This is a genomic window from Rothia sp. (in: high G+C Gram-positive bacteria) (assembly GCF_030540545.1).
Classification (GTDB): domain Bacteria; phylum Actinomycetota; class Actinomycetes; order Actinomycetales; family Micrococcaceae; genus Rothia.
Genome location: NZ_JAUNVZ010000008.1, coordinates 42,237 through 65,399 on the forward strand (window position 1 = coordinate 42,237; position 23,163 = coordinate 65,399).

Sequence of the window (23,163 nt, forward strand, 5' to 3'; positions counted from 1 at the left end):
AGTGAGGTCGCCCGAGCTCATCAGGAGCCCTAAATAGTGCCCTGAGGGAACTCCTCTAGGAGATATGAGGAGCCCACAGGTACAGGAACGCCGCAAGTTCCGCGCGGCTTAGCGGCTGGTGAGCGCCAAAGGTGCCGCCACCGTCGGTGAGCTGAGCCGGAACCAGGTGCAGATTCTGCGCCCACTCCAGCTGCTGCTGCAGGCTCGGGTGCGGCTCCTTAGGGAAGGCATCCAGACGGTAGAGCAGATTCAGTACGAACTGCCGGTTAACCTGCTCGCCCGCGTTGAAATTGCCCTGCTCATCCGGGGAAATCAGACCCTGCTGGGTTGCCCACATAATCGCGTTGTAGTGCTGGTAGCCCCAGTTAATATCCTTGTACGGATTGCTGATGTATACGCGGGGCGAACCGTAGAGACGGTAGAGGGTCGAAATCACCTCGGCACGGTTCACATTCCACTGCGGACCCACGGCGCCATCCACGGTACCCATATAGCCGTTCTTGACCGCCCAGCTCAGCTCCTTATGGTAGGCGTGATCCTCCTGGGCATCCACCGGGCGGGTAGAAGAGATGGCGTTTTCTACAACGTAGATGTGGTTATAGAGCGAGGGATCGTACATCCAGTTACCGTTGCCAATCTTCAACCAGAGAGTGTAGTGGCCATCCTGCGTAATGGCAGCATTCTCGTAGGTGAAGGTGATATCCGCGCCGCCCTTGCCATCAAAGACGAGCTTATAACCCTCTGAAGGGAACATCTCAGTCTTTTCGCCGGTCGCAGGGTTAGTCTTCGTCAGATACGCCGTAATGTAGAAGGAGGGAGACTCGCGGTACCCGTTGACGTTATCCAGGTGGAATTGTGCCGTTGCCTTACCTGCCTGGGTAATGGCGGGAATACGCGAGTGCACCTGGATCTTGCTCTGCGCAATCTGCAGATTGCGCATACGAACGCCAAGCACACTGCCATCGGCAGCATATGCAGTAGCGCGTACCTGATAGGTAGACTTGTAGAAAATATCAGCGCTGTTGTACGTCAACGTGCGGTTAAATGCATCGCTCAGCAGCTGGTTGCTATCACCCTGAGCGGTGATAGTTTCAGAGGCAATAGCCTGTTCTTTCTCCGCCCACTGACCGTCGAACCAACCTTCTTGAGTCTTGATCAGCTCAAAGGTGACCGAGTCTGCTTTAAGCAGGTCGAAATGGTTAGCGTAGACCGTGAGGCTATGCTGATCAGCGCCAGTTACCACTTCGTCAGAAGAGGTGGTCACATAAGCGTTCTTATCATTATTAATCTGCACAAGACGCTGGGTGTCACCAATAGAGGAGTAGCCGGCTTTCTCTGAGATATAGCTGGCGATTTCGTAGGCAACAGGCTCCAAATCCGCAGTATTAACGGTCATCTCAAAGTAGTAGAGATCGCCCCATGCTTCGCCATGCTCATCATGGCTCTGGGCAGAATCGGGCACAACCACTCGGTTCAACTGTGCTTTTTTGACACCGTGGATATTATCGGGGTGCGCCGCATCCACTGTGCGCAGGAAAGGAATATAGGAATCAGCCGAATTCTTATTGCGAACCCACCCGGTAATACGTGCGGTCGGCTGAGACATATCGATGATTCGGTTTTCCAAACGAATCATACCCGGTGCAAGATCCTCACCCTTATAGTGAGTGGGAGCTACCAGCTCAGCCTTTTCTTCAGCTGCTGCGCCAGTTGCGTCAGGGCCCGTTTCAGTAGTCGGCGTAGGCTCAACATCGTCAGGTGCTAGCTCGATAGGCAGTTCCGGCAGTTCGGGCTCAATGGGTGCTTCGGTAGGTACCGCCGAGATGACGGGTTCAGCCTCCTCGCCCTCTGCATTTGCCTCGGTATAGGATGCAACCGGCTGGGTTGCCAGAACCGGCGTTTTAGTCGGAAGAGCGACGGGGGAGGCGCTCGCCGCGGGTACTACCTCGGGAGCGGTGGTCGCATCCACAGCCTGAGCCGGGAGTGCCAGAGGCAGGGCGAGGCTGCCTCCAAGAATCAGAGCGCATGCGGTGCGCCCGGGGTTTGCGGTGCCCTGTGCGCCGCTTTTCTGCGCGGTGCTGGGCTTCCGGAAGAATGAACTCATCTCTAAGCTCCTTAGTGGTTGGTGCGGGGCGGTGTTGCCCTCACACTCCCACCATATCTTAATTTAAACCTGAGGTTAAGGGTTTTGGTGCGTTTCACGCTCAATGTTTTTAAATGTTGTCATTCGTTGGTGTATCATCGCACGAAAATAGGGCGCCCGGGGCAAATCTCACCCCGCACGCTCAGCTCAACGAGCCTATATCTCGACCGAGTCTAGATATACTTTGAGCATGCCTGAAGAGAATAGAACATGGGGTGCGAGCGGTAAACTCGCACCCCATGTATAGGTGGTATAGGCCAATGCTCGAAAGAAACGTATAGGGGCATTGACGCTATACTGTCCAGGTATGTGGCGGTCAGACCCGCTCATATCTTTGGTGTCTCTCTTAGAGACGCACCGTGATACAGCGATCCTGAACTACCGCAAAATCTAGCTTGGCGACTAATCCACAAAGACCGGATGCAGAGCATTCCAGCGGTACAAGAAACCCGCCAAATCAGCACGAGTCAGCGCCAAACGCGGACCAAACTCTCGCTCAGTCATAGTCATCTGCAGCGGCGCCAGATTCTGCTCGAAAGCCCAGGAAATCTCGGTGCCGAAATAACCGCGCTCGCTATTATCCGGCTGCTTCACCTCATGATCCAGACGGTACAGAGCTGCCGCCAGGGTCGCACGAGACACCGCACGCTCGGGGTGGAAACGGCCGCTGGGTGCATCCACCAGGCGCTGCTGAGAAGCCCACACAATCGCACGGTACTGCTCCGAATCATCAGCGGTCACATCCAGATATGGGGAGGAAGTGGGCAACTGAACTTCGGGCGAACCCGACGCACGGTACAAAGCCAACGCCATATCAGCGGTGCTCACATTGGCCTTCGGATCCAGCACGCGGTCGTGCACCGGAATCACCCGATGCTTCTGAGCCCACGCCAACTCGGTCGCATAGGCCTCAGACTCCGGCGCCACCAGGTCAAAGCTGGCGGTCGTGACCGGCTCCGAATGGTAGCCGCCGTGCACCAGCTGCACCTGCAGACGGTAGGTGTAACCGGGCAGCACATCGGAATTCTCAAAGTGGTAAATCGCCAGCGCACGACCGTCACTATCCACGCTCGGCAGGGTCAGGCCGTCGCTCAAGAACGTACGCTCGGTGCCGTCCGGGGCAGTGCCCACGAGCTGGAACTTCACAAAGTTCGCGCCGTCGCTATAGTCGGCTGCATCCGCAATCTCAAAAGTGAAGGTATTGTAGCCGTACTGCTGCAGATGAGTGCTTTCAGCGGTCAGCTTCGGCGCACGCTTCTCGGGCTTCGGCTCCGGCGTAGGCTCCGGAGGCACAGGCTGGGTGGGGGCATTGACCAGCTCAACCGGGGCGTAACCGTACATTGCGGTGTAGCCGTGGCCCTCATAGACCAGGAAACCCACATTGTAGTTCTTGGAAGGATCCACGGTGCTCGTATCTACCTCAATGCTGAAGGAATAAAGGTCACCCAGCTGAGAATTCTCTTCAATACGGGTGAAGGTGCCTTCTGCGTAGGCGCGAGGTTCGCCGTACTCAATAGCGGCAAATTCATCGACATCGTAAAGAACCACCTTGAAGCCATCATTCATACGCTTCGGGTCCTCACGGTAGGTGCCGCTCAGAGTCACCTTCGGCTGAGCCATATCAATCGTGGAAGAATCCAAGAAGACACGATGGCTTTCATTATCTTCTACCGCACCATCCAGGGTGAAACGTGCATTAGCCTGCGCAATGTTCTCGCTTCTAAAGGTGGTGTAGGCAGAGAGACTCACGAGATAGGTATCGTCTGCCGAGAAAGAAGAAGACGGCTGAGAAATAGTAGCGTCTATGGTGCCGTCTTCGTGTCGAGTGATCGGCACCTCTAAGAAGAACGCAATACCGGTTGCGGCGTTTTTCTCGCTCGAAATGGAGCCGCTAAAACCAATAAAGCGGCTCTGGCGGTATCCCTCCAAGCCCGTAACGCGAAGGGTCAGCTTTAGCTCACCTTTGTCATCGCGCGAAAATTCGGTAATGGAAGCGTGCGCATCCGGCGAAGCTGCAGGAACATACTCGCTTCGGCTATCGAGAACCTGCCCCTGAGCATCGCGTACGATAACACGGATATAGTGCGCCTTAGAATACAACACATCGTAAGCGTTGTACTTCAAAGAAATACGCTCATTATCAGTGGAACCAGAAACGCGGCTCAGAACGGTTGGCTCGCCATCAGAGGCGCGGTAACCGTCAGCGGATTCATAACTGATAAGCTCAACATCAACCTGCGCATGGGTAAACTGTGCGTAATTCTTCAAGCCGACAGTAATCCAAGAGTCGTTATTTCCGGTAGCAAGCTTCTGCGAACCAACAGAAATAGAAGTGCTCTGCTCCGTATTCTTCAACTCAATGGGAGAAGAATAAAGGACAGTAGACTCTTCTTGCCTTTGAACATTTTCAACGATCAGCTGATACTTCGTGGAAGAATTCAACACGCTCGTATCAATAGTCAGCTCAAAGCTGTGATGATACAGACCGTCAACCAGGGTCACCTTATCGGTATGGCCGTAGAGTCCCAAATAAGCTGAGGCATAGGAATACGGGGTGTGAATCGACGGAGACTCGGGAGAAACACTCTTCACATCATCTGCACGGACAAGAGCAACGCGAGGAGGCACCGTGTCGCTAGTCTTTGAAGAAATGTAATCACCCTTAATGGTGACCGTCGGCTGAGACATATCAATGCCATCAGTATCCAGCTCAACCAGATCCGTAGAAGCCGGAGTATTATCCTCAGCAGGCTGAGCGCCTACAGGCGCGGGAGCAACCTGTTCAGTCGCCAGGGGAATAGCCTGCTCAGCAGTAACCTGAGCATCAGAAACAGCCGGGGTTACCCATGAAAGGGGAGCAAGCGCATCCGCAGCCTGCGCGGGCAGAAGAGGCAGCACCATGCTACCGCCAAGAGCCAGAGCGCACGCCGTACGGCCCGCACCCTTCCGGAAGAATGAAGAATCCATGGGACACTCCTATGTAGTTGGTATATGTGGTTGTGGTTCGGTGAGCATATGAAGGTGTCCGATTAGTATACCTAAACCATAGCTTAAAGGTTGAGATTTGGGGTAAAACGCGCAAAAGAATATCCCACTCTGCCGGTATATAACCGACACGGGCGGGATAAACAGCTAATTGTAGGGCGCGCCTAGTCCAAGGAATACACCACAAGCAGGGGCGCAGAATCCATCACACGGCGCTTAGAATCGACCAAGATTAGCTCGTAATTCTCAGCCGCGTCCAAACTACCAGGCTCAATATCCAGGGTAAAACGGGCAATCTCCAACGAATGTGCCGCATACTCAACCTGCGCCGTACCAATCGTAAAACCAGCACTCACATCCGCGCTCTTCTGACGCAGCAGCACCTGATACTCCCCCAAATCAGCGCCCTCATCCAGGCGGAAAGAACCCAGCAGAGTCACCTGAGACTCCGGGTCAATATTCGGGTTCAACACGCTTAGCGCCGGATCAAAAACGCGAAGAGAAGGTGTCGCGACATCGGGTAGAGCCTCAACAGGCTGCGCGCCATCCAAAACAATCACCAGCTCAGAATCAGAGCTGAGCGGAATAAACTCACTATCATTGAGAACCACGTTCTCAGGCAGAGCCTCAATGGGTAGGGATTCAGTAGATAGGGCAGGAGAGACCGGAACATACTCCGGGGTAGCATAAGGAGCCGCCATCGGATCCGCCGCAACAGGGGACGGCAAATAAGCATCCTCGTCAATGGTTGCGTGGACAGGAATAAGCGGCAGGGCAAGAGTGGTGCCTAAAAGAACGGTGTACACGTGGCGTTGCGTGTGTCCCCGGAAGAGAGCGGAACTCATAGGTGAACCCCGGTGCGGTCAAAGGAACGGTGTCTGGACACTATATCTTAACTTAAATCTCAGATTGAGGCTTATGACCCCGCGTACAGATTTCCCCCTAATATTACGAGTCTACGTCGTAGAATCTGGGGTTAGTTTCTAATTTCTGGATGCTGTGGTTGCGTTCTCCTGCTTGGAAGCGAGACCAGAGAGCATGTTCCAGCTCAAACAATGCCAAACCCCGCACTATCTAGTAGAGATTCTTAGCGTGTAGGTAGTGCGGGGTTTGTCATAACTCGTAAGTTGCGCGCCTTAGGAATTACGCCCGCATGGGATGATGCTCTTTAGCTCCGGTAAGGCTGGGAAGCAGGCAAACCCTGAAACTCAGCCATCAGGGCATCGTCCCATGCGCCATAAACGGGTTGAGCGCAGTTTCTTCAGTTTGCACTAAAGAAACTGCGCTCAAACGCTTTCAGATACTAATGATTAGCCAATAGTTGCGAAAGTTGAGATTTCCGGCGACTGTACTTCCCAATACTCACCGGCAATACTAGTCATATCCAACTTGGCAATAATGTGCGCATTCGACAGGGTAGAGACCGGAACAGATACCGGGACACGCCACGTCAAATCCACGCTCACACTGCGACCGGCAGGAATAGACACACCCAACTCACACACCGTATCTGTACCGGCAAAACGCACCGGGCGTAGCACAGCCGCACCGTGACTCGTGCCCGACACCAGCTCGTAACAGCCAGCCGTCTCCAGCAGGCTCGTGTCTTCATTCGTGCGGCGAGCGCGAATAGTCACCGTCGACCCGGCAGGAATCACGCGGGAACCATCATTAACAATCACCAAACGCACGGGCATATCACCCACGCGCACACGAGCCGACGCCGGAACCTGCACGATAGAGCCGCTGGGTGCCAGATTCAAGCGGGCAGCCGCCTCATTAAAAACAACCGGCACGCTCTCAAATACCACAGAAGAGTCAGTCGGGCGGCTCGAAGAAACGGGGCGAGCGGTCACCGGGCGCGGGCGACGACGAGTAGGTGCCGCCTGCGCCGCAGAAGCACCCGCAAGCGTAGCGCCGGTACCCAGTGCACCGGCAATAACCATCTGACGACGATTCATAGTCATTTTCTTTACCCCTTACGCCTTTGCAATGCGGTACACACCGCTAATAGTGCCCTGCCACCAGGTGCCGTTTCTATCGATCGTGCCCACCATCTGCAGAGTATCGCCACCGCCGAGCACAAGATTCACGTGGTGAGGCAGCTTCTGCTCGTGCACCGTGCGACCGGTGTGAGCATCTAGTGCCACGGCGTGCACGTAGGCGCCATCAGCCAGACCCGCAGGACCGCGGCGACGCTCGCAGGTGTAAATCAGCCCGTCAGTGGTGGACAGGCGCGGAACAGCCGAAGAGTACACCTCGGCACGCTTCCATATTTGTTTCAGACCGGAAGGGGTCACATCCCAACGCTCCATACCGGGCGCAAAGAGCGCACTGGCGGGCACCGAACGACCCGCACCATCCGGGTACTTCGGGTAGGGGTAGCCGTAGGTGCTCGCCCCAATCATCATGGAACCGACACCGATCATGGAGTTCTCCGTACCCGAAGCGCCCGGAGTGAACAGGCCGGCGCTACCCACGCGTGCGCCGTCAGCGGTGCGATAAACAATCACGTTTTCCTGCACATCGGAGTTATCGGTCAGCATGACGTAGTCGTCACCGTTCGGTCCGAAGAACGTCGGCGAGGCGCCCGAACCCCAGGCGAGCTTGCCCGGCTTGCGGGCGCTGCCTCGGTCGTAGGCACGGAACCAGCGTAGCTGCGGGGTGCCCGCGGCGGATGCCGAGAGCATATAGATAGCGTGGCTGGTAATAATGCTCACGCCCTGTGGGCATGCCGAAATTGAGTTATCTACCTTTTCACCGGCAGTTTGAACCTTATTCAGGCGCAGGGAGCGAATCGACCCGCGCTCGCGATCCACCACGGCAACCTGACCGCCGGCAGTTGCCAGCCAGATACGTCCCTGCCAATCGGGTACCAGACCGACCACACGGTCGGTGCTGCCATTGTGGGTCAGGAAGTCGGAGAGGTCGAATCGCTCGTCAACCCACAGACGCTTACCATCGGAGGAATGCGCCACATAGATCAGAGAGTTGGAGCCATCAACCAGTACCATGCGATCGCGGGAATCAAGGTATGCGTACACGCCGCCGAGTAGCGCACCCTTGGGGATATCCAGGTGTCCAAGTTCGCGGCCGGTGTTCGGGTCGAGAATGGAGATTTTTGGGGTGATGAATTCACCGTGCGCAAACACCTGGGTGCAGAGCACCTGGATCAGTCCGTCACGGCCGGCGAGGATGGTGGGGCATGCGCCGCCGAGGCGGGTCATGCTTACATTCCAGCGGTTGGCACCGGGGCCGGGTAGAGGGGTTGCGTCGGAGGATTGCGCGTCTCCGTGCATGGTTGCGACACCGAGCGAACCGATGTGCGGGTTCGCCTGGGCGTTATAGATCAAAGCCATGTATGTACTTTTCTGTTGAAGTGAATATGGTGCTCTCGCACGACAGGTCTGTGTTGAGTGTGCCGAGCCTATCAAGCATATAGCATATGGACTCTAATAGTGTGTTCAAGCCGCTTATGACGCATGGGACGATGCCAGGGGAGTAGCGTTTCAGGGTTCACCTACGTCCCAGCCCTTCCGGAGCTAAAGAGCATCATCCCATGCGTGGTATCTGACATCGTCACATTGTTATTTGTGAGATACGCGCTGTTGTACGGCGTAGTGCATGGCTTCGCGGACCATGGCAACCGCCGGGTTATTGGCGGAGTCTTTACGCACCGCGGTGTAGATGGAACGGTAGGGGGAGTTGGGCAGCTCCACAACCCTGATTCCTTCGGCATTGGATAGGGCTGCGAGCACGAACCCGGAGACGATACTTGCCGCGTGTCCGGAGCGAACCAGGGTCGAGTTGGTGATCATATCATTGGCGTGGAAGCGAATATCGGGTTCGAATCCGGCGAGTCGGCACTGGTTAGTTGCCCACTGCGCGGAGGTGTTTTGTTCGCGCTCGAGAGCCCATCCGATACTATGCGCCTGGCGAATGGAGGTGATTCCGCTGTGTTCGGGCACGATCAGGTGCAGGGGGTCTTCGACAAGTAGCTCGGTGTGCAGGTCGGTGTATTGGGGGCTGGGATGCTGGGGATAGCTTTCGGTCAGCACCATGTCGTATTCGCGGCTGCGGGTGAGCGATAGCCCGGTTTCGGGGTCGATTTGTAGCACTTTGAGGGTGAGCTGCGGTGCGTGTTCTTTGAGGTAGGTGAGTGCGCCGGGTAGGAGTGCAAAAGCTGCTGACTGGAAGATGGCGAGTTTGACGACGCCTGCTGCTTCTTCGGCGAGGGAGGCGACGTTGGTGGTCATGCGGTCGATTTCGCCGAGGATGGTGCGGGCTGCTTCGACGACGATGAGTCCTGCGCTGGTGAGCTGTACGCGGCGGCCGACGCGGCGTAGTAGTTGTACTCCGGCTTCTTTTTCGAGGTTGGCGATTTGCTGGGAGATGGCGGAGGGAGTGAGGTTGAGTGCGTTGGCTGCGGCGATGACTGTGCCGCGTTCGTGGATTTCTAGGAGCATTTGCATGCGTCGCAGATCGTACATGGTGCCTCGTGGTGTGTGTGGCGCGTGGTGCGCTGGTGGGGTGTTTGGTGTTTTTAATGGTACCGGTCGTAGCGTGTTAGGGCGAGGATTGTGCGGTCTTGATGCAGAGTGCTGCCATTCTGGTGTCGTCATATTCTGGTGCTTTGGGCGTGGTTTTAAGCTCCGGGGTAGTGCCGGGATAGTGTCAGAGTGTGGAATTTCTGCCGAGATGGCTAAGGTTATTGACCTTAAGGTAACCTGGGAGATGGCTGAAGGCTTGCTGGGTAAGTTCCTCTTGCCCGGTATTGCGCGGAAGCAAGGTGTACCTCTTAAGTGATTGTTTAGATTTTCTAAACAAAAACTGCCGTAAACATTCAGTTTTACTAATGAGGTATCAGCCACCCTTATGTGGTGAAATAGAGATATCTGATTAATTCTCGTGTGTCGCCCGTCAAGCGGCACGCTATGTATTTGAAGTAAAGGAGTCGAGGATGACGACGCATCCTTTTGCTACCGAGCACTACCAGAAGTTGGCTCAGGAAGCACGCCAGCTCGTTCGTCAGTGGGTGGACGAGTCTCAGGCAATTAAGCCCACCTTTGCTGCAGAGCAGCTGGCAGGTGTGCTGAAGGACCCGAACGGTCTGCCCTTCACCGTGGGCTTCGTGGACGGCGTTATCCGTCCCGAGGACGACAATGTTTCCGGCCGTAACCTGGGCCGTATCGCAAACCTGGCTCCGTCCTTCCTGCCCTGGTACATGAAGTCTGCTGTTGGTCTGGGTGGCAAGCTGGCTTCTAAGGTATCCTGGCCCACCGTTCCCGTGGCACGTCGCGTGCTGCGCGAGATGGTTGGTCACCTGATTGTTGACGCTTCCGATGAGAAGCTGGGCGATGCAATTGCAGAGCTGACCAAGACCGGTAACCGCCTGAATGTTAACCTGCTGGGCGAGGCCGTCCTGGGTGACCACGAGGCAGAGCGTCGCCTCTCCGAGACCAAGCGTCTGCTGGCTCGCCCCGACGTTGACTACGTATCTATTAAGGTGTCCGCTGTTTCCGGCCCGCACTCGCACTGGGCATACGACGAGGTCGTTGCCGAGGCAGTTCGCCGCCTGACCCCGCTCTATGAGCTGGCAGCATCCACCTCTCCCACCAAGTTCATCAACCTGGACATGGAGGAGTACAAGGATCTGGATATGACCATCGAGGTCTTCACCAAGATCCTGGACCAGCCCCAGCTGAAGAACCTGGAAGCTGGCATCGTGCTCCAGGCTTACCTGCCCGATACCCTCAGCGCAATGATGAAGCTGCAGGAGTGGGCTGCTAAGCGTGTTGAGTCCGGCGGTTCCCCCATCAAGGTTCGCCTGGTTAAGGGTGCAAACCTCTCCATGGAAATCGTGGAAGGCGTTATGCACGGCTGGCCCGTGACCACTTGGGACACCAAGCAGGCTTCGGACACCAACTACAAGCGCATCCTGGATTACGCTCTGCGCCCCGAGCATGCAAAGAACCTGCGTCTGGGCATTGCAGGTCACAACCTCTTCGACGTGGCATTCGCACTGCTGCTGGCTGAGGAGCGCGGCGTTGCTGATCGCGTTGAGTTCGAGATGCTCATTGGTATGGCTGAGCAGCAGCAGGAGATTATCCGCCGCCGCGTTGGCCACCTGCTGCTGTACGTCCCCGTGGTTAACCCCAAGGAATTCGACGTTGCAATCGCCTACCTGATTCGTCGTCTGGAAGAGAACGCTTCCAGCGAGAACTTCATGTCCGGTATCTTCGACCTGTACTCCGATCCGGAGATCTTCAAGCGCGAAGAGGATCGCTTCATGCGTGCACTGGAGTCCGTCACCGACGAGGTTCCCGCAGCAAAGCGTACCCAGAACCGCTCCACCGAGACCGAAGAGAATGTCTTCGTTCCCGCTGGCCGCTTCGAGAACACCCCCGACACCGACCCGGCTCTGGCTGGCAACCGTGCATGGGGTCGCGCAATCCTCGAGCGCTCCAAGACCTCTGAAATTGGTATCGCAACCCTGAAGGCTAACGAGCTGACCAGCGTTGAAGAAGCTGAGAAGCTGATCAAGGATACCGAAGCGGCAGGTAAGGAATGGGGCAAGCTCTCCGGTAAGGAGCGCGCTGAGATCCTGCGCAAGGTCGGTAAGGCAATCGCTCTGCGCCGTGGCGACTTCCTGGAAGTTATGGCTGCAGAAGCAGGTAAGACCCTGGAACAGGGCGATACCGAGGTTTCCGAGGCAATCGACTTCGCGTACTACTACGCAATGCTGGCTGAGAACCTGGAAGAGATGGACGGCGCTAAGGCTAAGTCCGTTGACCTGACCCTGGTTGTTCCGCCGTGGAACTTCCCGACCGCTATTCCCGCCGGCGGTGTGCTGGCAGGTCTGGCAGCAGGTTCCGCTGTTATTTTCAAGCCCGCAACCATCACCGCTCGCACCGGTGCCCTGATTGCTGAGGTTATGTGGGAAGCTGGCGTTCCTGCTGAGGTTCTGCGCCTGGTCAAGGTTGTTGACCGCGCAGCTGGTAAGGTCCTGATTGCTCACCCCGAGGTTGATCGTCTGATCCTGACCGGTGGCTACGAGACCGCTGAGCTCTTCCGCTCCTGGCGTGCAGACCTGCCGCTGTTCGGTGAGACCTCCGGTAAGAACTCCATCATCGTTACCCCCAACGCTGACATCGACCTGGCTGTGAAGGACGTCGTTTACTCGGCATTCGGCCACGCAGGTCAGAAGTGCTCCGCTGGCTCCACCGTGATTCTGGTCGGTTCCGTTGCTGAGTCCGAGCGCTTCCGCCGCCAGCTGCTGGACGCTGTGAACTCCCTGCACGTGGCACACCCGCAGGACATCGAGTCCCAGATGGGCCCCGTTGTTCAGAAGCCCGAAGAGAAGCTGCTGCGCGGTCTGACCACTCTGGGTCCGGGCGAGAAGTGGCTCGTTCAGCCCAAGGAGCTGGATGAGACCGGTCGCCTGTGGAGCCCCGGTGTTCGCGAGGGCGTCAAGCCCGGTTCCGAGTACCACATGACCGAGTACTTCGGCCCGATCCTGGGTATCATGACTGCTGAGACCCTGGAAGAGGCAATCGAGCTGCAGAACGCTCCCGACTACGGTCTGACCGCTGGTCTGCACTCCCTGGATGCTGACGAGCTGGAGCTGTGGCTCTCCAAGGTTCAGGCAGGTAACCTGTACGTGAACCGCCCGATTACCGGTGCAATCGTTCAGCGTCAGCCCTTCGGTGGTTGGAAGAAGTCCACCGTGGGTTCCGGTACCAAGGCTGGTGGCCCGAACTACCTGATCGCACTGACCGATTGGGAGAACGCAGAAGCAACCGCTACCACCGTTCCTCAGTCCCTGGCTGTCCGTGAGGTTCTGGCAACCTCCAAGGATGCTCAGCTGTGCGCAGGCGCAGACCTGGATTACATCGAGCGCGCAACCGCTTCCGATGCTCACGCATGGGAGACCGAGTTCGGTTACGGCCACGATCCCTCCAAGCTGGGCGTTGAGCGCAACATCCTGCGCTACATGCCGACTCAGGTTTGGGTACGTGCAGACGAGTCTGCTAACCCGGTTGAGACCCTGCGTGTGGTTCTGGCTGGTTTGGCTGCTGGCGCTCCGATCGCTCTGTCGGTTGGTAAGGACCTGCCGGTTGCTGTTCGCGGCATCCTGGAGAACAACGGCGTGAAGTACGCTGTTGAGTCCGACACTGCATGGCGCTCCTGGCTCAAGGCCAACGCTAAGACCTCGGTTCGCGCTCTGGTGGGTACCCCGCTGGAAGGCACCCGCATCCGCTACATCGGCGACGACGTGCTCTCGGTTTACGAGGCTCTGGAAGGCCGCCCGGATGTTGCAGTGTACTTCCACCCGGTCACCGAGGCTGGCCGCATCGAAATGCTGCCCTACCTGCGTGAGCAGGCTGTCTCGATTACCGCACACCGTTTCGGTAACCCGAACCGCTTCTCTGAGGCTGTTATTCAGTCTCGCTAAGCAGCCGCACGCTGCGTATGTAGCGTGAGGTAATAGTGTTTGAGTAAAACCCCCGTGTTCCTAAGGAACGCGGGGGTTTTGCGTATGCTCGCGGTGTTGAGGGAGGCAGGGGAGTGAACAATAGCGGGAGAATATGGGGTTGGCTTTGCGATGAGCGTGCGGGGAATCCCGGGGTGTGAAAAAAGTTTTGTGAAATAGTTGGCGTAGGGTGCACAATAACGTGCTGGAGGTTACGTTTGTGTGCGATAATTGCACTATAGGAGTCGCTTCCCACCTTTGAGCGACTAGCGCAGTGCCACCCGGTGCTGAGTGCACGTACACACTGAAAGGAAACATGCTATGAGCAACGTTCCCGCAGAACTGTCTTACACCTCTGAGCACGAGTGGGTTGCCGCTCTGAGCGCAGAGGGTACTGTCCGTATCGGCATCACCGATTACGCTCAGGAAGCCCTGGGCGATGTGGTCTACGTTGACCTCCCTTCGGTGGGCGATAGCCTGGATGCTGGCGAGACCTTCGGTGAGGTTGAATCCACCAAGAGTGTCTCTGACCTGTTCGTTCCGGTATCCGGCGAGGTTGTGGCTGTCAATGAGGGCCTGGAGGACGATCCGGCTCTGGTGAACAATGACCCCTACGGCGAGGGCTGGCTCATTGAGCTGCGTCCTGCTAACGAGGGCGATCTGGCTGGCCTGCTCAGCGCTGAAGCTTACCAGGCAGAACTGGACTAATATCGTGTGTCAAAAGCCCGTCGCGTATGCGGCGGGCTTTTTGCATACCCTCGCGGCGTGCCTGTTGCGTGAGGGGGCACGGTGGATCAGTAGCGTATGCTCTTGCTGTGTGCTCTTAGGGCACATTGTTACGGCGTAGAAGAGTACCGTATTGAACCATTCTGCACCGCTTGCTGAAGCGCTATCTCAAGTGTCAGTTGAGAGTTAGGTGCGCGTGCGTGCTGTAAATCTCTTGCACGGTAAATAGTTTACAACCCTCCACCTGAAGCTTAATATCACCCTCTGTCGGTTGATTAACTGTTGTTCGAGATGCTGGTTGAGATATTATTAAAGCTGTACTGGCGAGTTTGAATCAAAAAATCCGCCCCGTGCATGCCCCTTTTGATAGCACAGGGTATAAACGGGTGCTAAGATTAAGGAGCTGATTCAGCCTTAACCTTCTGCAGGGCTAGAAAGACCATTGTGCGGGCGCATTATTTCTCACGTATGCGCTCGTTTTCTAATCCATGCGGCGGGACAGCTGGGCGGTGCTCATCACTCTCAAACACAAATGAACATCTGGCTGGCGTCGCCACTCACTCAACCGGCATAGCTACCGATACGGTTCACTCCCGTGAAGCAGCTACGCGCTTGCCACTCTTTTTGAAAGAACACTATGAATTCGCACCTCGACGAAAACGTCGCACGCGCTGAAGCCCTGAAGGGGGGCGTTGAGCGCGGTGAAGAAAGTCGCGACCCTCGCGACGTTAAAAGCCGTACCATCGGACAGGTTCTCAGCCAGCTCGACATCGAATTCCCTGCTATTACAGCCTCTAAGATTCGTTTTCTAGAAGACCGTGGCCTGGTGCAGCCTCTACGCACCGAGAAGGGTTACCGTAAATACTCCCAGATGGATATTGAGCGTCTGCGCTATATCCTGACCATGCAGCGTGACCACTACATGCCGCTGAAGGTGATCCGTCAGCATCTGCTGCAGTTGGACGCCGGGCAGAGCGTCACCACTATCCCGGTGGCTGTGTCGGAAGAAGTACTTGAGAAGGTTATTGGCAGCCAGGGTGAGCGCAAACGCACCTACACCCTGCAGGAGCTGCGTGACTACACCGGCGCGAGCGCGGATTTGATGGAGGATCTGCTCGAGTACGACCTGATCGAGAAGAACTCCGACGGCGGGTACGACGAGTACGACATGATCACGGTGAAAACCAGCATGGAGCTGACTCAGCACGGTATTCAGCCGCGTCACCTGCGTTCTTTCAAGACCGCTGCTGAGCGTGAGATTGACCTGGTGGAGATTGCGGTGGCGCCTTTGGCTTCGCGCCGTGATTCTGCGTCGCTGTCGAAGGCTCAGGAGCGTGCGAATACGATTCGTAACCTGTGCCTGCGTTTGCACGCGAGCCTGGTTGAGGGCGCTATGCCCAGCTACGAAGCGAACTAGTCTGCACCGCGCACTATAGAGGCGGGCAGGGGACGTGCCGGTGTCGAATGTACACGATGCCGGCGCGTTCAGTTTTAAAGATGGCTATTTTTCGGTTAAGATAGAAGAACCGCGCTATTGGGCGCGGTAACCCGCTTAAAGCTGTGGTTTTCGCTGTTAACTAACAGCGGCGGTCATTATGCCGGGCGCACTGTGCAAGCAGGGCAGAACCCGGTAGGATGAATACGGGAACGCACGCAACATACTAGGAGGCACCGATGGATCAGCCATTAGACGGCTTTGAGGCGCTTATGCCCTCAACCCCGCCCGTTCGTGGCGAACAGGGTGTACTCTTTGACGACCCGGTCTCGGTGGTGGAAGAAAACCTGGGCTACCGTGGTTCTGTGGCGTGCAAGGCGGTGGGTATTAGCTACCGTCAGCTGGATTATTGGGCGCGTACTGAGCTGGTGGTGCCTACGGTGCGTAGCGCTAAGGGTTCGGGCACGCAGCGCCTGTATAGTTTCCGTGACGTGCTGGTGCTCAAAATTGTGAAGCGTCTGTTGGATACGGGTGTATCTTTGCAGCAGATCCGCTCGTCGATTGAGCATTTGCGTTCTCGCGGTATTGAAGATTTGGCCGGCATTACGTTGATGAGTGACGGTACGACCGTGTACGAATGCACCTCGCCCAGTGAGGTGATTGACCTGGTGCAGGCCGGTCAGGGTGTGTTCGGTATTGCGATTGGGCGCGTGTGGGCTGAGATTGAACAGACGCTCAACGGTCAGCCGGGTGAAGAGACCCATATTGAAGATGAGCTTGCTGCCGCTCGTGCGCGTAAGGCGCTGTAGGCGGTTATAGATATGTAGTGTGCGGGGCGTGCGGGGGTAAACCCTGTACGCCCCGCCTGCTGTAGGAGTGCGCTTTGCGTGCAGTGCGGAAGGCATGCCGGTCCCGTGGTGGAGGGCACCGGGAACCAGCTGTAAAAAGCTGTCATAGTGTCTTGGACACCGGGCAAATATTGCTAGAATGGTAAGGCACTCATTCAACCTTAACGGTAGCTATAATCCTTGACGGATAGGAATAAATACACGCTATGGCTCGCATCGTTAGTATCAGCAGCCTCAAGGGCGGCGTGGGTAAAACCTCGCTGACTCTCGGCTTGGCATCCGCCGCTTTGCATAGCGGTTTGAAGACTTTGGTTATTGACCTTGACCCGCACGCTGATGCGAGCACGGCTCTGGCAGTGGACGCCGAGAGCACCGATATTGCTGCCATGCTGGTGGGGCGTAACAATCGTGCCCTGCTGGACGCTGTGGTGCCTAGCGGGTGGAATGCGCAGGCAGGCAAGCCGACTTTGCTGACCAGCCGCCCGGTGTCCGGTGGCGAGATTATGGTGGCTCGCGGCTCTACCCGTTCGGCGCTGATTGATACGCAGAAGGCTTTGCCATTTGTAGCGCGAATGCGTGAGCTGATTGAGGCTACCGGGAATCGTTACGATGTGATTCTGATTGATTGCCCGCCCTTCCAGGGTACGTTGACGGCGATGGGGTGGGCTGCCAGCCAGCGTGTGCTGTCGGTGGCGGAGCCTTCGCTGTTCTCTGTGGCGGGTACTGAGCGTACGTTGCGCGCTATTGCCAAGATGCAGGATGCAGCCGATACGAATGTTGAGGCGGCAGCTGTGGTGATGAATAAGGTGCGCCCGCAGGAGCCGGAGCATATTTACCGGTGCGAGGAGATGCGCACGCTCTTTGGTGAGCTGGTGGCTGAGCCGATGCTATACGAGAACCCTGACTTTCAGCGTGCGACCGGTGCGGCGCATCCGGTGCATTTTTGGCCGGATGAGGGTGCGGTGGATATTTCGACTCGTCTGACGCGTCTGCTGGCGGGTTTGATGGCGCAGGTGTCCGATGAGGAAGAGCCTGCCAAGGAGGCTGAGGTTCAGCAGGAATCTGCGGATACTGCCGAGGTGAAGGATTCTCAGGTTGAGGATTCTGCTTCCTAGGAGGAATCTGCGGACGAGCCTGAAACCGCTGAGGCCTCTGATAAGAGCGCATCCTTAGATGATGCTAAGAAATAACGTCACGGAATAAGAAGCACGGTACCCATCGTTATAGTGGTGGGTACCGTTCTTGCACCCGCTACAGGGCTCTGCTGCCCTGGTGTAGATAATCCGGCACCTGTATTTTGAGTGTGCGCTGTGAGCGCCCCTGATGAAAGAGAATACCCATGAGTATTGAGAATCTGGCTGAAGAGAACGGCGTGAAGCTGTACGATCTGGTGATTATTGGCTCGGGGTCGGGCAATACGATTATTGGCCCCGAGTGGGACGATAAGCATGTGGCGCTCATTGACGGCGGTATTTTTGGCGGTACCTGCCTGAACGTGGGGTGCATTCCCACCAAAATGTTTGTGTACCCGGCAACTATCGCGGCTAAGACCCGTGAGGTTGCGGCTTTGGGCGTGCAGGCCAGTGTGCAATCGGTGGATTGGGTGGGTATGCGCGAGCGTATTTTTGGGCAGCGTATTGACCGGATTTCTGCCGGGGGTCGGGATTGGCGTGCGGGTTTGCCCAATGTCGATTTTTACCCGGAGTATGCGCGTTTTACCGGCACTCATGAGCTGGTGACTTCTAGCGGTGTGCGTGTGCGTGGGCGTCAGGTGGTGGTTGCGGCCGGTTCACGCGCGGTGCTGCCAGAGGTGCCGGGTATTGATTTGCCGCAGGTGCATACGAATGACACGATGATGCGTCTGGAGAATCTGCCGGCGCGTACGGTGGTGCTCGGTGGTGGCGTGATTGCGGCGGAGTTCGCTCATGTGTTCTCGGCTTTGGGTTCGCAGGTGACGCAGGTGCATCGTTCCTCGACGCTGCTGCGCGGTGTGGATGAGGAGATTGTGCAGCGTTTTGAGTCTTCTGCGCGTGAGCAGTGGACGATTGCCACGAATCATGCGCTGCGTGAGATTCGCCCGGCCTCTGATGGTGCGGGTACCGGCGCGGTAACGGTGGTATGCGAGCATGAGGGCCGTGCCGTTGAGTTTGAGGCTGATGCGGTACTGGTGGCTACCGGGCGCACCCCGAATACGGATCGTTTGGATGCGGCGCAGTTCTTTGATGTTGCCGAGTGCGGCAGTTTGCGCGTGGACCGCTATCAGCGGGTGCTCTCGGACGGGGAGCCGGTGGAGGGTGTGTACGCGCTGGGCGATGTGAGCTCGGATCACTTGCTCAAGCATGTGGCGAATCATCAGGCGCGCCTGGTGCAGCATAATCTGAGCCACCCGCATGATTTGCGCGCCGATGATAATCGCCCGGTACCTGCCGCGGTGTTTAGTCACCCGCAGATTGCTTATGCGGGACTAACGGAGTCCGAAGCGCGCGAGTTGGCTGTCTCTGAAGGTTTTGAGGTGCGTGTGAAGACCCAGAATTATGGGGATACCGCCTATGGCTGGGCGATGGAAGATAGTGTGGGTGCGTTGAAGCTGATTGCTCGCGCCGATACCGGGCAGTTGCTGGGTGCGTTTGCTGTGGGTGAGGAGGCTGCAACGTTGATTCAGCCGCTGGTGCAGGCGATGACGTTCGATTTGGATGTGCATTCGATGGCGCGCGGGCAGTATTGGATTCATCCGGCGCTGACCGAGGTGGTGGAGAACGCCCTGTTGGGTTTGGAGATTGGCCCGCAGCCTGCTCTCTAACGCTGTCTCGCGCTTGTCGTAGCGCAGGGCCGAAACTTGAGTGTCTTTGACTCAATGCTCAGCTGGTTCTCAGCTTCACCGGCTATGCTTGTGGTAGCGTTGATGTCAAAGAGTCTTCAGTGCACGATATGAAAGGATAATCGTGGCAGAAAATAGCAACAATAACCCCCAGAATGATCCTCTGGAAGAGTTCTTGAAGAAGCTGCGTGAGCAGGGCTTCGACCCGGCCGCTGAGAACGCCGCCGACGCCCAAGCTGCAGCGAACAACCCCTTTAGCGGCATGTTTTCGTTGCCTTTGGACGGCAATATTGACCCTGAAGAGTTGAAGAATATGGGTTTGCCGTTTGATCCGTCGATGCTGCAGGGCATGTTTTCGCAGATGCAGGCCATGTTTTCCGGTCAGGGCGGGGCTGCTGAGAAGGGTGTGAATTGGTCGCAGGTGAAGGAGCAGACCCGTCAGCTCATTAGCCGCGGTTCTGACCCGAGCGTGCCGACGAACCTGGAGTACGCTGCGGTGGACGCTGCGAACCTGGCGGATTTGTGGCTGGATACCGCCACCGTGTTTGAGCGCCATAATATTCCCCTGGAAGCGTGGGGTAAAACGGAGTGGCTGGACGCGTCGTTCTCCTCCTGGCGTACGATGATCGAGCCGGTTGCTGCTGAGGTGACCGAGTCGATGGTTATGCCCATGCCGGGGGATGTGCCGCCGGAGATGGCGCAGATCCTCAATAATGGTGTTTTGAATAATATCGGTGCCACTATTTTTGGTGCGCAGACGGCTCAGGCGTTGGCCGGGCTGGCTGATGAGGTGTACACCTCGACCGATATTGGGTTCCCGTTGGCGCCGGGTCGTACCGCGCTGCTGCCGAACGGGTATGCGCAGCTGAGCGAGGAGATTGAGGTTCCCGCTCAGGAGATTCTGCTGTACCTGGCGGTGCGTGAGGCGGCACTGGTGCGTTTGCATCGTCATACTCCGTGGCTGCTGGAGGATATTAATGCGCTGGTGGCTCGTTATGCGCGCGGTATTCGTGTGGATATGAACCGTATTCAGGATTCGATGAGCACCCTGGATGTGCACAGCCCTGAGGAGATGCAGGAGGCGCTGGAGGGCGGTATGCTCAACCCGCAGCGCACTGAGGATCAGGAGCTGGCGGTGGCTCGTTTGGAGACGCTGTTGGCTTTGATTGAGGGCTGGGTTTCGTTGGTGACGGAGCAGGCTACCCGTAACCTGCCGGGGTCTGCGAAGATGGCTGAGATGATGACCCGCCGCCGTATTGAGGGCGGTCCTGCCGAGCAGGTGTTTGCGAACCTGGTTGGTTTGGAGATGCGTCCTCGTCTGGTGCGTGAGGCTCAGGAGTTTTGGCGTAACTTTGAGGAGAACCATGGCTATGAGGCTCGTGACGGCCTGTGGGCTGCCCCGGAGACTCTGCCGACCGCTGACGAGTTGGAGACCCCGGGCGCCTATGCTGCCCGCGTGGCCTCGCAGCAGGTCAGCGATGATGATTTTGATTCTGAGCTGCAGAAGCTCCTCGACGGCGGCTTTGAGAGCTAAAAGCTTCTGAAGCATTGATACATAGAACTAAAGCCCGGCTAATCACTAGCCGGGCTTTAGTGTATCTAGAATATAGAGCGTATTGAGTCGGTATTATACCGCGCTCCTTTAGCGAATATGCTGGTTCAAAAACGCCGTAATATACTGGTTCGACTGAGCCGTCTGCGCAGCATTAAAGAAATGGCTGGCACCAGAAATAACCTCCAGGCGCGCATCCTTAAATGTACTCACCGCACGCTGAGAATATCGCAGCGGCGCAATCTGGTCGGCGTCCCCGTGCACAATCAGCACCGGCTTGCTCACCTTCGGCATATCCGCATACGGGTCATAGTCCAGCGACTTCTCAAAATACACGCGGCCCACATTATTGCCGCGATGGTTATACACCGCCGGCACCTGATCCACCGAACTAAACAGGGCGCGCGCATCATCAAAAAGCACAAACGCCGGGTACACCAAAATCAGGCCCGCAATCTTATCGTTATTCTCCTCAGCCACCATCGTCGACACCACGCCGCCCTGACTCTGACCCATCAAAAACACGCGGCTCGTATCGGTAAAAGGCTGCTGCACAATCATTGCCAGCACCGCGTTCAAATCGTCCTTCTCGGTAAAAGGCGACATGGCCAAAATATTATTACCGCTGCGGCTGGACGGGTTACCGCCCATAAAATCGAAGGAATACACCACGCAACCGGTGGCTGCCATAGCGTTCGCCCAATCGCGCACGCTTTCGGCACGGCCGTTAAACCCGTGCGAGAAAATCACTACGGGCAGCTGCGTGTCACGAAAATTCACCGGTGCGGTCACATAACCGTAAATATCGCCGTGCGGGCCGGCAGCGTGCAGCTCCTCGGTCACAATGCGGGAGGTATCCGCCGGGATACGTGCGGCGGTGGTGGATGCGCTCGCCTGCGCGGTTGCTTCCGCGGTGGCCTGCATGGTTGCTTCTGCGGTGGGGGAGGCGCTTGCAGGGCTGCTCAGGCTCGGGCTGGGTGAGGGGCTGGCCGATGATGCGGCGGGCGAGGCGCTGTTATTTTGCGCTGCGGCGCAGGCGCTCAGGGTGGCTCCCGCGGTGGCGATCATGCCGGTCAGGGCGATTCGACGGTTAATCATAGTGTCCTTTCGTGTCGGTCTAGAATACCCCGCAAAACCTTGCAAAGTAAAGTAATTGCTGGGATATTCAAAAGATAAACCGCACACACTATCGCTCCTCTGGCGCTCAGCCCGCGCGCCCTGCACCCGCTAAGATAGATGTATAGGCACCGCATGTTCAAGCGAAAGGTACACCGTGTTCCGCATCCGCCGCAACGAAGCACAGCAACCCGGCATTCGCGCTGCTTGGCGTCCCAAAGGTCTGCGCGCACGCAGCGCCGCCGCAACCCTGCTGCTGATTGCCGGTGCCTTTGTCGCCCCCAGCCACCACACCACGGTCACCGGTGGTCCTCTCTACGACGCTATGGGCCAGTACCAGGGGCAGGATGTGCTCACTGTACAGGAGCAGAAGGCCACCACGGGTGAAATTTACGTGTTGAGCTTACGCGCTACCGGCATTCCCGGCGGTAGCGCTGATAGCGGTGCGCAGGCGTTTACGGCATGGCTGGCGTTGTCGTCGGCAAGTAGCGGCTACCAGTATCTGGCGGTGCCCACCGAACTCATGTACCCGCACGGCGCCTCAAACGCAGACACGCAGAATCCCGACGCGGCGCGTCTGGCGGCGCAGAACTACCTGGGGCGCCCGGTGCAGGTGCAGGTGAATGTTCCTGAGGCTAATAGCCAGGATTTGATGCTTACCCTAGCGATGATTAATAAGCTCAGTGCAGAGAAGCTGATGGCTGACCCGCCGGATCTTTCGCAGCCGGTTAACCGTCGCGAGGTCAATATTTATCGTGACCGGCTAACCGGTAGTGCCCGTGTGAATGCTGACGGTACGGTCCATTCTGCCGGGGCGCTGGAGTATAAGCTGCGTGCGGCGGGGGAGAATTTCGCACCCTATTTCATCATTGCGCAGGAGGACTGCGAGCAGCTTGCCCATATTAAACCTAGCAGCCGTATGTATATTCGCGACCGTACAGACGGCATACCGTATTACGAAGAGATCCGTATTATTCCGGTGAGCACTGTGGACGGCGCGGTGCAGGCGATGCGTCTGATTCGTGACAGCAAGGATAACGAACTGCCGCGCTGCTCTTAGACAGGCT

The 23,163-nt window shown here is 57.0% G+C and carries 15 protein-coding genes; 8 read left to right on the forward strand and 7 right to left on the reverse strand.

The features are described 5' to 3' along the window. Positions 1-55: 55 nt before the first annotated feature. The 6 genes from Q4P78_RS07575 to Q4P78_RS07600 form a co-directional block, all read right to left on the reverse strand. On the reverse strand, positions 56-2,104 hold the full coding sequence (locus tag Q4P78_RS07575) for an S-layer homology domain-containing protein (protein ID WP_303339757.1): 2,049 nt from the start codon (positions 2,102-2,104) through the stop codon (positions 56-58). Positions 2,105-2,545: 441 nt separating this feature from the next. Beyond that, a complete protein-coding gene (locus Q4P78_RS07580) occupies positions 2,546-5,110 on the reverse strand; it encodes a hypothetical protein (RefSeq protein ID WP_303339758.1) in 2,565 nt (854 codons plus the stop codon). Between the two features lie 182 nt (positions 5,111-5,292). Then, complete coding sequence (locus Q4P78_RS07585; protein ID WP_303339759.1) at positions 5,293-5,973, reverse strand: hypothetical protein; 681 nt, start codon at positions 5,971-5,973, stop codon at positions 5,293-5,295. A gap of 465 nt (positions 5,974-6,438) precedes the next feature. Then, entirely contained in the window at positions 6,439-7,095 is a 657-nt protein-coding gene (locus Q4P78_RS07590) for a hypothetical protein (protein ID WP_303339760.1), read from the reverse strand. Between the two features lie 12 nt (positions 7,096-7,107). Beyond that, a complete protein-coding gene (locus Q4P78_RS07595; RefSeq protein ID WP_303339761.1) occupies positions 7,108-8,487 on the reverse strand; it encodes a 6-pyruvoyl tetrahydrobiopterin synthase in 1,380 nt (459 codons plus the stop codon). A gap of 228 nt (positions 8,488-8,715) precedes the next feature. Beyond that, the gene (locus Q4P78_RS07600) at positions 8,716-9,618 is read right to left on the reverse strand and encodes a LysR family transcriptional regulator (protein ID WP_303339762.1); all 903 of its coding nucleotides are present in this window, start codon (positions 9,616-9,618) and stop codon (positions 8,716-8,718) included. Between the two features lie 470 nt (positions 9,619-10,088). Between Q4P78_RS07600 and Q4P78_RS07605 the strand changes: the two genes are divergently transcribed. From Q4P78_RS07605 to Q4P78_RS07635, 7 genes are all read left to right on the forward strand, one after another. After that, positions 10,089-13,583 (forward strand): bifunctional proline dehydrogenase/L-glutamate gamma-semialdehyde dehydrogenase, encoded by a 3,495-nt coding sequence (locus Q4P78_RS07605; RefSeq protein WP_303339763.1) that lies wholly within the window; start codon positions 10,089-10,091, stop codon positions 13,581-13,583. 339 nt (positions 13,584-13,922) lie between these two features. Then, a complete protein-coding gene (gcvH, locus tag Q4P78_RS07610; protein WP_303339764.1) occupies positions 13,923-14,309 on the forward strand; it encodes a glycine cleavage system protein GcvH in 387 nt (128 codons plus the stop codon). A 655-nt stretch (positions 14,310-14,964) separates the two neighbouring features. Next, entirely contained in the window at positions 14,965-15,744 is a 780-nt protein-coding gene (locus tag Q4P78_RS07615) for a MerR family transcriptional regulator (protein WP_303339765.1), read from the forward strand. Positions 15,745-16,001: 257 nt separating this feature from the next. Continuing rightward, positions 16,002-16,571, forward strand: coding sequence for a MerR family transcriptional regulator (locus Q4P78_RS07620; protein WP_303339766.1), 570 nt, complete (start codon positions 16,002-16,004; stop codon positions 16,569-16,571). A 245-nt stretch (positions 16,572-16,816) separates the two neighbouring features. Continuing rightward, a complete protein-coding gene (locus Q4P78_RS07625) occupies positions 16,817-17,725 on the forward strand; it encodes a ParA family protein (RefSeq protein WP_303339767.1) in 909 nt (302 codons plus the stop codon). Positions 17,726-17,949: 224 nt separating this feature from the next. Further along, on the forward strand, positions 17,950-19,410 hold the full coding sequence (locus tag Q4P78_RS07630) for a mycothione reductase (RefSeq protein ID WP_303339768.1): 1,461 nt from the start codon (positions 17,950-17,952) through the stop codon (positions 19,408-19,410). 142 nt (positions 19,411-19,552) lie between these two features. Next, complete coding sequence (locus tag Q4P78_RS07635; protein WP_303339769.1) at positions 19,553-20,962, forward strand: zinc-dependent metalloprotease; 1,410 nt, start codon at positions 19,553-19,555, stop codon at positions 20,960-20,962. A gap of 108 nt (positions 20,963-21,070) precedes the next feature. On the opposite strand, the gene Q4P78_RS07640 is transcribed toward Q4P78_RS07635, so the two are convergent. After that, positions 21,071-22,078, reverse strand: a complete 1,008-nt coding sequence (locus Q4P78_RS07640; RefSeq protein ID WP_303339770.1) for a S9 family peptidase — start codon at positions 22,076-22,078, stop codon at positions 21,071-21,073. A 175-nt stretch (positions 22,079-22,253) separates the two neighbouring features. Between Q4P78_RS07640 and Q4P78_RS07645 the strand changes: the two genes are divergently transcribed. Beyond that, positions 22,254-23,156 carry a hypothetical protein gene (locus Q4P78_RS07645; protein WP_303339771.1) on the forward strand — a complete coding sequence of 301 codons (903 nt, stop codon included), beginning with the start codon at positions 22,254-22,256 and terminating at the stop codon, positions 23,154-23,156. Positions 23,157-23,163: the final 7 nt, after the last annotated feature.

Coding starts and splice junctions, on each gene's coding strand:
- Q4P78_RS07575 (WP_303339757.1), bottom strand. CDS start 2,104: ATGAGTTCATTCTTCCGGAAGCCCAGCACCGCGCAGAAAAGCGGCGCA.
- Q4P78_RS07580 (WP_303339758.1), bottom strand. CDS start 5,110: ATGGATTCTTCATTCTTCCGGAAGGGTGCGGGCCGTACGGCGTGCGCT.
- Q4P78_RS07585 (WP_303339759.1), bottom strand. CDS start 5,973: ATGAGTTCCGCTCTCTTCCGGGGACACACGCAACGCCACGTGTACACC.
- Q4P78_RS07590 (WP_303339760.1), bottom strand. CDS start 7,095: ATGACTATGAATCGTCGTCAGATGGTTATTGCCGGTGCACTGGGTACC.
- Q4P78_RS07595 (WP_303339761.1), bottom strand. CDS start 8,487: ATGGCTTTGATCTATAACGCCCAGGCGAACCCGCACATCGGTTCGCTC.
- Q4P78_RS07600 (WP_303339762.1), bottom strand. CDS start 9,618: ATGTACGATCTGCGACGCATGCAAATGCTCCTAGAAATCCACGAACGC.
- Q4P78_RS07605 (WP_303339763.1), top strand. CDS start 10,089: ATGACGACGCATCCTTTTGCTACCGAGCACTACCAGAAGTTGGCTCAG.
- gcvH (WP_303339764.1), top strand. CDS start 13,923: ATGAGCAACGTTCCCGCAGAACTGTCTTACACCTCTGAGCACGAGTGG.
- Q4P78_RS07615 (WP_303339765.1), top strand. CDS start 14,965: ATGAATTCGCACCTCGACGAAAACGTCGCACGCGCTGAAGCCCTGAAG.
- Q4P78_RS07620 (WP_303339766.1), top strand. CDS start 16,002: ATGGATCAGCCATTAGACGGCTTTGAGGCGCTTATGCCCTCAACCCCG.
- Q4P78_RS07625 (WP_303339767.1), top strand. CDS start 16,817: ATGGCTCGCATCGTTAGTATCAGCAGCCTCAAGGGCGGCGTGGGTAAA.
- Q4P78_RS07630 (WP_303339768.1), top strand. CDS start 17,950: ATGAGTATTGAGAATCTGGCTGAAGAGAACGGCGTGAAGCTGTACGAT.
- Q4P78_RS07640 (WP_303339770.1), bottom strand. CDS start 22,078: ATGATTAACCGTCGAATCGCCCTGACCGGCATGATCGCCACCGCGGGA.